Annotated in this window: 10 protein-coding genes; 4 read left to right on the top strand and 6 right to left on the bottom strand. The window is 47.7% G+C overall.

Annotation, left to right across the window (positions count from 1 at the left end; translation table 11 throughout):
- Position 1 precedes the first annotated feature (1 nt).
- The 3 genes from A4U59_RS13595 to A4U59_RS13605 all read right to left on the bottom strand — a co-directional run bounded on the left by A4U59_RS13595 (position 2) and on the right by A4U59_RS13605 (position 5,012).
- Positions 2 to 2,275: a DEAD/DEAH box helicase gene (locus A4U59_RS13595; RefSeq protein ID WP_066174073.1), complete on the bottom strand. Its 2,274-nt coding sequence runs from the start codon at positions 2,273 to 2,275 to the stop codon at positions 2 to 4.
- A gap of 400 nt (positions 2,276 to 2,675) precedes the next feature.
- Positions 2,676 to 2,837: a hypothetical protein gene (locus A4U59_RS13600; RefSeq protein ID WP_169823964.1), complete on the bottom strand. Its 162-nt coding sequence runs from the start codon at positions 2,835 to 2,837 to the stop codon at positions 2,676 to 2,678.
- Between the two features lie 111 nt (positions 2,838 to 2,948).
- Positions 2,949 to 5,012 carry a thioredoxin domain-containing protein gene (locus A4U59_RS13605; protein ID WP_066174109.1) on the bottom strand — a complete coding sequence of 688 codons (2,064 nt, stop codon included), beginning with the start codon at positions 5,010 to 5,012 and terminating at the stop codon, positions 2,949 to 2,951.
- 550 nt (positions 5,013 to 5,562) lie between these two features.
- Here A4U59_RS13605 and A4U59_RS13610 point away from each other — a divergent pair.
- A complete protein-coding gene (locus A4U59_RS13610; RefSeq protein ID WP_066174077.1) occupies positions 5,563 to 5,745 on the top strand; it encodes a hypothetical protein in 183 nt (60 codons plus the stop codon).
- A gap of 110 nt (positions 5,746 to 5,855) precedes the next feature.
- Here A4U59_RS13610 and A4U59_RS13615 read toward each other — a convergent pair whose 3' ends face one another.
- Positions 5,856 to 6,644 (bottom strand): enoyl-CoA hydratase/isomerase family protein, encoded by a 789-nt coding sequence (locus A4U59_RS13615; protein WP_066174083.1) that lies wholly within the window; start codon positions 6,642 to 6,644, stop codon positions 5,856 to 5,858.
- Between the two features lie 66 nt (positions 6,645 to 6,710).
- Positions 6,711 to 7,466, bottom strand: a complete 756-nt coding sequence (locus A4U59_RS13620; protein ID WP_066174086.1) for a 2-phosphosulfolactate phosphatase — start codon at positions 7,464 to 7,466, stop codon at positions 6,711 to 6,713.
- Between the two features lie 208 nt (positions 7,467 to 7,674).
- Here A4U59_RS13620 and bcbE point away from each other — a divergent pair, with 208 nt between their 5' ends.
- The 3 genes from bcbE (at position 7,675) to A4U59_RS13635 (ending at position 11,580) form a co-directional block, all read left to right on the top strand.
- Positions 7,675 to 8,940, top strand: coding sequence for a bacillibactin exporter BcbE (gene bcbE / locus A4U59_RS13625; protein ID WP_066174088.1), 1,266 nt, complete (start codon positions 7,675 to 7,677; stop codon positions 8,938 to 8,940).
- Between the two features lie 248 nt (positions 8,941 to 9,188).
- The gene (locus tag A4U59_RS13630) at positions 9,189 to 10,511 is read left to right on the top strand and encodes a cytochrome ubiquinol oxidase subunit I (RefSeq protein WP_066174090.1); all 1,323 of its coding nucleotides are present in this window, start codon (positions 9,189 to 9,191) and stop codon (positions 10,509 to 10,511) included.
- Between the two features lie 34 nt (positions 10,512 to 10,545).
- Positions 10,546 to 11,580 (top strand): cytochrome d ubiquinol oxidase subunit II, encoded by a 1,035-nt coding sequence (locus A4U59_RS13635; protein ID WP_066174094.1) that lies wholly within the window; start codon positions 10,546 to 10,548, stop codon positions 11,578 to 11,580.
- A 32-nt stretch (positions 11,581 to 11,612) separates the two neighbouring features.
- Here the strand turns inward: A4U59_RS13635 and A4U59_RS22045 are convergent.
- A partial coding sequence (locus A4U59_RS22045) for a hypothetical protein (RefSeq protein WP_211274940.1) occupies positions 11,613 to 11,908 on the bottom strand: 296 nt, incomplete at its 5' end.

Genomic DNA, 11,908 nt, shown 5'->3' on the forward strand with positions numbered 1-11,908 from the left:
ATCACGCACCTCTGAACAAATTGATAAGCCGGACGGCGAACCTCTTCACCGACTCTCCTTCGGCATCGGTTCCAACGCATGAAGGACAGCCGCTTTCACATGGACAGCGCTCAATCAAGCCTGCAGCTTCGACTAATATTGTATCCATCATGCCGTACGCTTTTTCACTCAGTCCGATTCCGCCCGGATATCTGTCATAAAGGAAAATGGTCGGTTTCTCGTTATGTGTCGCTTTCACCTGCGGGACCACATGCAGATCGCTCGGGTCGCACATGAGGAACAAAGGAGCAACATGCCGGATGGCATGTGATGCCCCGATCAGCCCCTGTTCCAGCTTCGCTTCAGAAAATGAAGAGGCCGCCTCGTGCTGGAGGCTGATCCATGCAGCATTCGTATGCAGTTCTTCTTCAGGCAAATGAATCGGACCTGATCCGATATTGTCATGTGTTTCAAACTTTATTTTCTTGAAAATGGTCGCCATTGCCCGAACTGATACTTCACCGAATGCGAATTCGGCCTTCTCTGCTTCTGTCCGTTTGTCTTCTTCCAGCACATCAAGCGAAACAGCGAGATTGGCATCTGTATAGTAATCGACATCCACTTCACGGACATAAGCTTTCTTTTCGTCCCAGTCTAATTCTTCAACCTGGTATTGGATACCCTGATGAAGATAAATCGCTTCATCGTGAAGCAGTGTCATAGCGCTGAATCTGTCCATTTCACCGATCACCTTGACATTGGCCGTTTCACTTATATCTATGATGACGACATTTTCCTGCGAAGCCGATCGCAGGCTGATGTTGTGAGCCGGAAACGCCTCATTCATCCAGTACCATTTGCCGTTATTTTTATGAAGGACCTGTTCTTCAGCCAGGAACTCCATGATTTCCTCCACTTCCAGGCCGTCGAACGTATCGCCTTCCTTAAAAGGCAATTCGTAAGCGGCGCATTTCAGATGATCGACAAGAATGACAAGATTATCGGGATTGATGCGCGCCGACTCCGGATTCCGTTCAAAGAAGTAATCCGGATGCTGCAGCACGTACTGGTCGAGCGGGCTTGAACTCCCGACCATGATGACGACCGATTCACTCTGGCGCCGCCCTGCCCTGCCGGCCTGCTGCCATGAACTCGCCACGCTGCCTGGATACCCGGTCATGACACACACCTGGAGCTGCCCGATATCGACACCCAGTTCCAGCGCATTTGTGCTGACAACTCCGTATATATCACCGTTTCTGAGGCCGCGCTCGATATCCCTGCGCTGCTTTGGCAAGTATCCGCCCCGGTAACCCTGGATTGATTTCGTGCCGAGCTGTTTTTTGACAAGCTCCTGCAAATATGTCAGCAGAATTTCGACCCTTACCCGGCTTCTTGCGAAAACGATTGTCTGGATTTTGTTCTGGAGGAACTCACCAGCGATTTTACGCGCTTCAAGCGTAGCGCTCCGCCTGACGTTCAGAGCTTTATTGATCACCGGCGGATTGTAAAACAGGAAGTGCTTCTTCCCGGACGGAGCCCCGTTATTATCGATTAGCCTGACCGGTCCCCCCGTCAGTTCACGGGCAAGCTCCTCCGGGTTGGCGATTGTCGCTGAAGTGCTTATGAAAACGGGACTGCTGCCATAAAACTCGCAGATCCGTTTCAAGCGCCTGATCACATTGGCTACATGGCTGCCGAAAACCCCCCTGTATGTATGGAGTTCATCGATAACAATGTATTTCAGGTTCTCAAACAGCGAAACCCACTTCGTGTGATGAGGCAAAATGGCAGAATGGAGCATATCCGGGTTTGTGATGACAATATGCCCGGCTTTCCTCACCTTCTGCCGGATATTAGATGGAGTGTCACCGTCATATGTGTAACTGTTAATGGCAGCACCCATTTCATCAATGATTTCATTCAGTTCGCTTTTCTGGTCCTGCGCCAGCGCTTTTGTCGGAAACAAATAGAGTGCACGGCTGCTTTCATCTTCAAGGATGCTTTGCAGGACAGGCAGGTTATAACATAGCGTCTTACCGGAAGCCGTCGGTGTCACCGCTGCGAAATTTTCCCCTCTGCGCGCAGTCCGGTACGCCTCTTCCTGGTGGGTATAAAGGCGTTCGATCCCGCGTTTTTGAAGCGCAGCCTTGATGCGTGCGTCGACTTCAGCGGGCATGTCGCGGAGTTTGGCTTCCCGTTCCGGTATCGTTTTCCAGTGTATGAAATTATCTTTGTATGAATCATCCGCCATCATGCTTTCCAGCACGCTCATGACGTCCTTTTTCACTTTCATGCTGTTACCCCGTTTCCCTTTGCATACTCCTTCCTATTTTAGCGAATATCCGTTCGTTTTGGAAGGTTTTAGTTTTAAAATGCAGAGGGTGAAGCTCTCTTTTTTGCGATTTCATTATTTGAATGATTCTGCCTGATGCTTCATGGGACAGGAAACAACTTGATAGGATTGGCAAGGAACCGGTCTCTTTCAGGGTGTCGGACAGGGCGCCTTGAAACCAAGCGAACAGCTGCAGTTAAACTGTATTCAGGGGCAGGGGGGTGATTTTGGATTGACCTTTCACGCCGAATAACCGGACTTTCACGCGCAACCACTCCGGTTTCACGCCAACCACCTGAACATTTACGCCAAAAACCTCTGCTTTTCACGCCAAATGTCCGGTTTCCCGCCATACACCGGCCTAATCACGCCATTGTCCGGCTGTTTCACGCAGAACTGAAACAGCAAATAAACGCAAACTCAGCTTTTCGCCAGATTCACCGACCTGCCCTGCATTTATGCCAGGCAAATCAAGAATAGCGATGGATATCACCATAGCCAACTTAACGCGGTAACCTTCCAAGCCAGCAGATTGATTATTTACGGCAAAGTTTACGCCAATCCGCCAACTTTCAGGGCAAACCCGGCATTCGCGCAAAACCCGGCTGCCCGGCATAATAAAAAGAAGCGGAAATCACTCCGCTTCTCCATATTCACTCTTCAATCCGGCAAGCACACGGTCAAGGTCCGTTGTCGGCCTGTCACATGCGAAGTTCCGGCACACATATACAGTTGTCTTGCCTTCTTGCATTTTATAATTGGCGGCAAATGGAGCTGCCTCTTTCAGCTCGCTTCCGTCATTCGCTGCCAGTATGGTGACATCAGGCAAATACATTTTATTCAATTCAGAAAGGAAATTACGATAATCCTCACTGGCGGAATCGCCGAGCACGATGATTTCCTTGCGGCTGCCGCCAAGCATGAGTAACCCCTGCAAAAATTTCGTGTAGCCTTGCGGATGAGTTTCGATCTCTTTTTTGAACGCTGACCTCATGTCTTCAGCCCGATCCATATAGGAAGGTTCACCGGTCAGCGAGGACAACCTGTTCAAGCCTGTGAACGCCGCCGAGTTTCCGGAAGGCGTCGCCCCGTCGTACACTTCCTTCTGGCGTGAGATGAGTTTTTCGCTGTCAGTTCCTGTGAAATAAAAGCCGCCGCCATCCTCATCCCAGAAAAGGCTGATCATATCGTCAGCAGTCTTCCTGGCTCTCAGCAAATAGTCCGGATTGAAAGTGGCGCCATACAGTTCCAGGCACGCTTCCAAGAAATAAGCGTAGTCATCGATATATCCGGCATGCTTCACTTCCCCATCCCGGTACCTGGCCATGATACGGCCTTGCTGTATCAGCTTACCGGTGATGAATTCAAACGATTTTTCAGCCATTTGCACATATTGATCTTCCCCAAAAGCTTTGCCGGCATGGGCCAGCGCCGTAATGGCGAGTGCGTTCCAGGCTGTCAGAACCTTGTCGTCAAGATGGGGGTAAGTCCGCTTTTCCCTCGTATTTAAAAGCTCCCTGTTGGCAGATTCCAGGGCCTGGCCGAATTCCCGCAGACTGAAGCCTTCCTGCTGCGCCATCTCAGGCAGCGAGCGGCCGATCAGATTGGGAATATACTTGCCTTCGAAATCCGGTTCCCCCGTCATGCCGTATACACGGCAAACAAGGTCCCCAGCCCCCTCCCCCAGTACATCTTTCATTTCTTCCCGGCTCCAAATGTAATACTTGCCTTCAACCCCTTCAGAATCGGCATCTATTGCTGAGAAGAATGCGCCGTTCTCATCAGTCATCTCGCGCCTCAAAAAGCTGGCAATAGAAGAGGCGACTTTCCAATACCGCGGATTTTTATTCAGCTGGTAAGCGGTTGAATAGGCATGCAGCAAAAGTGCGTTATCATACAGCATTTTTTCAAAATGGGGAACAAGCCACATCTCATCGGTCGAATAACGCGCAAAACCGCCCCCGATATGGTCATGTATGCCGCCGTCCGCCATACTGTCAAGCGTCTTTTCGGCGAACTTGAAAGCGAATTTTTTGCCTGTTTGCCTGTAGTAGTGCAAAAGGAATGTCAGCATATGCGGTGTCGGGAACTTCGGGGCGCTGCCGAAACCTCCATAATCGGTATCAAACGTGCTGCCAAGGTTCCTGAATGCTTCATCAGCCGCGGCAAACGGCAGTTTTTCCCCGCCGGCAGTTTTCGCCGTCTCGTTGAGGGCTTTCGTGATGTCATCCGAAACCTTTGTAATCTTTTCAGAATCTTGCCTGTACTGGTCAAAGAGCTGCACAATGGCATCGACAAAGCCCGGGCGTCCGTACTTGCTCTCTTTCGGAAAATAGGTGCCTGCATAAAACGGCTTCCCTTCAGGTGTCAAAAATACGTTCAGCGGCCATCCGCCCTGTCCCGTCAGCATTTGGCACACTTTCATATAGATTGAATCCACATCGGGACGCTCTTCACGGTCCACCTTAATGGAAACGAAGCGGTCATTCAGGAGCTGTGCAACCTGCCCGTCTTCGAATGATTCGTGCGCCATGACATGGCACCAATGGCAAGTTGAATATCCGATCGATACGAGCACCGGCTTGTCTTCGGCCCTGGCTTTTTCAAACGCTTCTTCCCCCCACGGATACCAGTCGACCGGGTTGTCTTTATGTTGCAATAAATAGGGTGACTTTTCGTATTGGAGTCGATTTGCCATTCCGCCACTTCCTTTCTTCATCCATTTCATTTCAGTATAAACAAAAATGCGTGATTCCATAAAGGAACACCGCTTTGTTTTTCCATTTCCATCCTCTTTCTAAACCATTTTTGCGAAGGTTTTATTAATGCGGGAGAACTCTTATCATCTATAGCCCGCAAAACGGCCGAAACCCAATATGAAACTCACCGGCAGGAGGACCTGGAAGCTTGACAGAGACGCAGTTACCAAAAATTGACCACTGCATCTGAAATGTTTCCATTCCGACAATTCCCACTTTCCTATACAAAAAAAACAGGTCTTTAAAAGCCCTTGCTCCATCAGATCGCTCATCCGGACCTGACCTGGGTACTGCCAGCAAAAGTCACGGCTCTTCACTCAGCCTGTTCACAGGCTCCCACAGTGGTTATCAATCTTTAATTTATTTTTGTATGTCCAATAAAAACATTCAAAAGCAATTTTAAGGACAGCAAAAAAATGACGCACTATTTTTTGAACATTCTGTGACATTTTTGTTATAATTGTGTTAAATGATTGGGGGATGTTTGAGATGGAAAAAGTGGTTTCACTTGAAAAATATAAAAGTGACAAACGGGCCGCAGTGCGCAGGGAGCATATCAGATCAGTATCCACCGTTGTCCTGGCAGCGGAGTTCATCGTGCCTTTTTCCATTTTGGTAGGTATCGTGGTGTTTTTCTTTTCACTTGAAGAAGTCGCGGCATGGCTTTTTTAGCCATTTATGGCATCAAGTAATCATACTGCCGGTCACCCGGCTTTTTTATTTGCATCTGTATTCATAGAAAAAAGATCGGGGACCATACCTGGGCTTTAGCTGTTTCTCGATTACTTCCCTTTGAATCCGGGCTCGCGCTTTTCTTTGAACGCATTGACCCCTTCCCGATGATCTTCGGTTGTTACAACTGTCGCCTGGGTAATCCGCTCTAACTCCAAAACCTCATCCAACGTCGATGTAAGGGATCGGTCGGCTATTTTTTTCATGAAGCCATAAGCTTTTGAAGGGCCTGCAGCAATCCTGCCGGCATAACGTGCCGCTTGCTCCCGGAACGTTTCAGCCGGATACACTTGATTGACGATGCCGAGCGTATGCGCTTTTTCAGCACTAATGGGTTCAGCACTGAATAACAGTTCTTTTGCAAGGTATGGGCCAACAAGGCGCGGCAAAAAATACAGGCCTCCCCCGTCAGATATGAGTCCCACTCTGGAAAAGCTTAAGACGAAGCGGCTCCCTTCCGCAGCAAGAATCAGGTCACTTGCAAGCGCAAGGTTAAAGCCCGCTCCGGCTGCGAAGCCGTGTACAGCGGCGATAATCGGTTTTTCAAGATCTCTCATTGCCGTGACCAGTTCATTCAGTTTTCCGATATGATCATAAACTTCAGTCGGTTTCGCTTCACCCATCGTTTTGACATCTCCGCCGGCACTAAAGGAACGGCCTGCGCCTGAAATGACAAGTACACGGATGCTGTCATCTTCCTTAGCATTTTGTACGGATGCTTTCAGCCCTGAAATCATCTCCGGACTGAAGGCATTGAGTGAGTCAGGCCTGTTGAGCGTTACATACATAATTTTATCTTCAACCTTTACAAGCAGATGGTTTTTTTCCGTTTCAATCATGTTAGTCCTCCTCCATAAATTTTTCCATATGGCTCTGTTCCAGTGGAGATCCGGGAAGCTTATGGCTCACTCCCCCTCCACTTTTAATGGTTTCTTGCTGACCAGCCTCATTCCATCTTCAAGCACAGGCACAACATTATGTGAACTGTGTCCTGCCACATAATCGATCTCGGTTTCGAACCCGTAATCAGCCAGCATGCGTCCTACACGGGAAGCTTTCAGGACTTGTGCCCCATTCCCCCGGTTCCCCATGTAAAACAGATGAGCCGCCAGCGCTGGGTCTGTTAAATCCAGTTCCACATTATCTTTCTGAAGGAGGCAATCAATAAAATAGCCTGCACCGTAGAAATCCTCGACGTTGAATTCTCCGGAGGAACCCGCACAAACCAATATGATTGTTTCATCTTTGGATGTCTCCGCCAGGTGATCTGCCACAGCGCTGCTGTTCAAAAGTGACGCGGCATACACCCTTCCGGCCTGTGCAGATTTTTTTACCGCGATCGTCCCGTTAGTCGTAGAAAGGATAACAGACTTCCCCGGAACTTCGTCTTTTAAGGAGAGAGGATTAGGTGATAAGAACCCTTCAATTGTTACCCCTTCATATTCACCGACGAGTAAAAAATCACCCGCCGTCCTGCCGGCTGCCTCTGCTTTTGCTTCTTTTCCGTCCAGGACAGGTATCACTTCTGCTGCACCGTACTCCAGTGCGGATGCAATCGTGGAAGTTGCAAGCAAAACATCAAAAACCACTGCCACTTTATTTTCTTTCATTTTTTCTTCCTCGATCTCTTCTTTTTTTAAAAGAAGGTGTAACTTCAACATAAACACCCCTTTTTATATACCAACTGGTTAGTATGTATTTTTAATTTTATTCGGAAATTTCAGATAAAACAACCCTTTGCTTAAGAAAATTGAAAAAACTACAGGTTATGGATAACCCCATTCGACTTTTTATCGTGCATATTTTTTCTGGAAATGCCGAACATACTACTGTTATCTTCCTACTTTCATTTAAGTGAGGTTCAGAGGCATGAAAAACAAGCAATGGGACTTACTTGCACTTGCGTCCATCCCCCTCGTCATGACCCTGGGAAATTCCATGTTCATACCGGTCCTCCCTGTCATGGAAAAAAAACTGGATATCAGTAATTTTCAATCAAGTCTGATTATCACTGTATATTCAATAACAGCAATCATCTTGATCCCGATTGCCGGTTATCTGTCCGATAAATTCGGAAGGAAAAAGATCATCATTCCGAGCCTTATTATCACTGCTGCAGGAGGCGCACTGTCCGCTTATGCAGCCTGGAAAATGAAAGATCCGTATATGATGATCATTGCGGGACGTTTCCTGCAGGGGATCGGAGCATCAGGTGCTTTTCCGGTTGTCATTCCCACTGTCGGCGATATGTTCAGCGATGAAGAAGAAGTCAGCAAAGGACTCGGCTTGATTGAAACAGCTAATACGTTCGGAAAAGTGCTTAGCCCCATTGTCGGCGCTCTGCTCGCTGCAGTCATATGGTTCATTCCGTTCGCTTCCATTCCTGTTCTGTCAATAGGAGCAGCACTATTGGTCATGTTCCTCGTCCGCCCGCCAAAAGAACAGGAAAAAGAAAAAAAGCTGGTATTTTCAAACTTTCTTAAATCGGTAAAAACCACATTTAAAGAAAATGGGCGCTGGCTTGGCGGAATCTTCTTCATAGGCGGCATCAATATGTTTATTCTGTTCGGTTTCCTTTTTCATCTTTCTTCGGTTCTTGAAGACAGGTACAAGATTGAAGGGGTAATAAAAGGCGGTGTTCTAGCCGTTCCGCTATTGTTCTTATGCACAGCGTCTTTCTTAATCGGCAAGAAAATCGGGAGCAACAAGCTGCTGATGAAATGGGGCATATTCAGCGGCAATGCCATGGCTGCCCTCCCGCTCTTTTTCATTAAAGAAAACTCAAGTCTGCTTCTCCTTCTTCTGTTCCTGACAATAAGCGGAACAGGTATTGGCATCTCCCTCCCGTGTCTTGACGCCCTGCTTACTGAAGGGATTAAGAAGGAAGAACGCGGAACAATCACCTCCCTCTACAGCAGCATGCGGTTTATCGGTGTCGCTGCCGGGCCTCCTGCAGTTGCGGCGGTTATCAAAGTATTACCTGAGATGATATATCCAGGGATGGGCGGGATTGGCATTGTCGGTTCGTTGACGGCATTGTTTTTCATCAAGCCGGATAAATCACCAAGTCAGCAAGATTCAAACAATGCGCTGGATCATCTGGATCCTGTTAAAGGACTTGCTCCGAAAAAGTGAACCCTAAGCCCTGTTCAGCGGAATACCCAGAGTCCTTGTCAATGTCTGCCCGCTTCCATCCAAATCAGCGGGCAGACACTATAATCAGATCAGCTTGAGATAAATATGACGGCCAATCTTCCGGATAATAAAAATACAGTAAATGAAATTTTAGTGCAGCATGGACTTGACTAAACTGCTGGCACCAGCATATCCGCCCCAAGTTTCTGGTGTGAATCCCATTCTGAAGTTGATAAGGATGTGTTTAAATGGAGGATGTATTTCTCGCCCGAACGTTATTTGGAACGACTATGGGTGTACATATTATTTTTGCAACACTTGGCGTCGGCATACCGCTTATGATTTTATTTGCCGAGATTCTTTATCAGGCTACAAAGGACAAGCATTATGCAGTGATGGCGAACAGGTGGACGAAGGGGTTCGCTGTGCTTCTTGGTGTCGGCATACCGACTGGGACGATAGCAGGTGTCCAGTTGTCTCTATTATGGCCTGGCTTTATGGAAGTTGTAGGTAAAGTTATCGCGCTGCCTTTTCAAATTGAAATTTATGCTTTTTTCCTTGAAGCGCTATTCATGTCCATTTACATTTATGCAGCTGACCGGCTTTCCCCAATTATGCGGATTTTCAGTGTGACCCTTGTTACGATCGGTGCCGCTGCTTCTGCAATTCTGATAACGAATGTTCATGCATTTGAAGGAACACCCGCCGGATTCCGGATTGAAAATGGTGAAATCGTCGATGTGGATCCATGGGCAGCCTTTTTCAACCCCAGCTTTATTACAACCGCAGGACATGTAACAGTCTCGGCATTTATGACGGGGGCATTCATAATCGCTTCAATAGCAGCCTTTAAAATGCTGCGTGCCGGTAAATCCAGTGAGGTTTATGCGTTTCACCGGAAAGCGATGATGCTCGGACTGATCATCGGAGGCATCTTTTCACTTGCAACCGCCCTCAATGGACACGAGTCTGCGCAGCTCCTGCATGAATATCAGCCGGAAAAGCTTGCTGCAGCAGAAGGCCTCTTTGAAACCCAGGCCTTTGCCCCGCTTGCAATCGGCGGCTTCACAGACAGGGAAGAACAGGAGGTCAAGTGGGGAATTGAAATTCCATGGGCGCTTAGCTATCTCGCTGCTGATCGATTTGACGAAGTGGTTGTCGGCTTGAATGATTTTCCCGAGGAATACTGGCCGCCGCTGTTTGTCCACACACTTTTCAACGCTATGGTAGGAATCGGTTTTCTGTTGATCTTTTTATCTGTTATCGGTTTCTTTTGGCACAAAGTATTGAAGAGACGGGATTTTCCTAACCCGCTGATGTGGCTGTTCGTTTCTTCAGGACCTATGGCGCTGCTTGCCATCGAATTCGGCTGGATCTTTGCCTGTACAGGCCGCCAGCCCTGGGTGATTTACAGGATGATGAAAACGGAAGATGCAGCAACAACCGCAGGCAATATCGGCACTCTGTTCGTATTTTTCCTTATCATCTACGTCATTCTGACAGCCGCGGTTGTACTTGTCCTGTATTATTATTTCAAGCGCCACCCCGTTGCTGAACAACTCGCGGAATAGAATTTTTTTCATTTTAAAAAGGAGGGTGACAGGATTGGCTGATTCTTTGCTGGCAGTCACGCTGTTATGGTCTTTCGTATTCATTTACTCCATTTTTGCCACTATCGATTTCGGCGCAGGGTTCTGGTCAATGGTTTATTATAACCGGCCGCAAACGAAAGCGACCAGGATTGCAAACAGGTATCTCTCGCCTTCATGGGAAGTGACCAACGTTTTTATTGTCTTAATTGTCGTGGCACTTGTCAGTTTTTTCCCCGGGGCTACTTTCGTACTCGGAACAGTTCTCTTGATTCCCGGAAGTGCGATCGTGATTCTTTTGGCCGTTCGCAGTGCTTTTCTCGTATTTTCCCATTCGGCCCCGCGTTTTGAGCGGATGCTCGTCCATATTTCCGGAATAACCGGAGTTTTGATTCCCGCTCTGCTCATCAGTGTGCTTCCCCTTTCTCACGGCGGACTGGTCACTGATTCAGGAGGAGTGTTCCAGCTGGATTTCGCGGCTTTTTTCTTGAGGATGGAAGTGTATGCGTTCATGATTTTCGCCGTTCTCAGCACATTATTTTTATCTTCTTTGCTCCTGGCGGATTATTCCTATCTTGCTGAAGAGATGAATGCATATCAGATTTACCGCAAGGATGCACTTCTGCTCGGGCCAGCTGTACTAGCTGCTGCACTATTTATTGTGCTTGCAGTCAGAGCGGAATCAAACTGGCTTTTTTCCAGCCTTTTTGAGTACAGGGGCTGGCTTGGTGTTTCTGTTCTCCTGTTCTTTGCAGGATACGGCGCGCTGTTTATCCAGAGAAGACGGGGGCATGCAGTTAAAGGGATACCCCGTCTGGCAGTGCTCCTAATTGTGAGCCAGTTCCTGACGGCAAGCTATGCTTACGGATCGGCACATTTACCTTACATGATCTATCCGATTGTGACAATTGAGAGCGGCTTTACACACCCAAATATGTTCAGGGCACTTTTTGTGACGTACATAGCAGGTTTTTTGGTGCTGATGCCCGGCTTCTATTATTTCTGGAAGCTTTTCCTGAAGGATAAGCGTTATATAGGGCCGGACCATTAAATCACTTGCCAGCATGAAAAACGTGTTAATGTTCATTGATTTGACAAGATTTCATCATCGTTCTCCCAAATCCACATGCTATCCTGTAAATAACATAAAAACGGAGAGGTGTTAAATATGTTCTCAGTCGTTATGAGCCTTATTCTCGCCGCTACAATTGTTACAATTATCAGTACTGAGGTTTCCCATACAGACTGATTCTTCTTTTCCTTGAGAGGGCCCGGATAACCGGGCTCTTTTTTCATTTTGGCTCTGTTAAACGTTAGTGTTGATTTCCGTTGCAGGTAATCGCTTTCACCCAAGGGCACAATTGCCACATCTGTTCCTG

The sequence above is a fragment of the Bacillus marinisedimentorum genome, from assembly GCF_001644195.2.
Taxonomy (GTDB): Bacteria; Bacillota; Bacilli; order Bacillales; family Bacillaceae_O; genus Bacillus_BL; species Bacillus_BL marinisedimentorum.

Excerpts from the sequence above, each read along its gene's own strand:
- A4U59_RS13620 (WP_066174086.1), bottom strand. The coding sequence starts at position 7,466 with ATGTTGAAGTTACACCTTCTTTTAAAAAAAGAAGAGATCGAGGAAGAA.
- A4U59_RS13605 (WP_066174109.1), bottom strand. The coding sequence starts at position 5,012 with ATGGCAAATCGACTCCAATACGAAAAGTCACCCTATTTATTGCAACAT.
- A4U59_RS13610 (WP_066174077.1), top strand. The coding sequence starts at position 5,563 with ATGGAAAAAGTGGTTTCACTTGAAAAATATAAAAGTGACAAACGGGCC.
- A4U59_RS13615 (WP_066174083.1), bottom strand. The coding sequence starts at position 6,644 with ATGATTGAAACGGAAAAAAACCATCTGCTTGTAAAGGTTGAAGATAAA.
- A4U59_RS13630 (WP_066174090.1), top strand. The coding sequence starts at position 9,189 with ATGGAGGATGTATTTCTCGCCCGAACGTTATTTGGAACGACTATGGGT.
- bcbE (WP_066174088.1), top strand. The coding sequence starts at position 7,675 with ATGAAAAACAAGCAATGGGACTTACTTGCACTTGCGTCCATCCCCCTC.
- A4U59_RS13595 (WP_066174073.1), bottom strand. The coding sequence starts at position 2,275 with ATGAAAGTGAAAAAGGACGTCATGAGCGTGCTGGAAAGCATGATGGCG.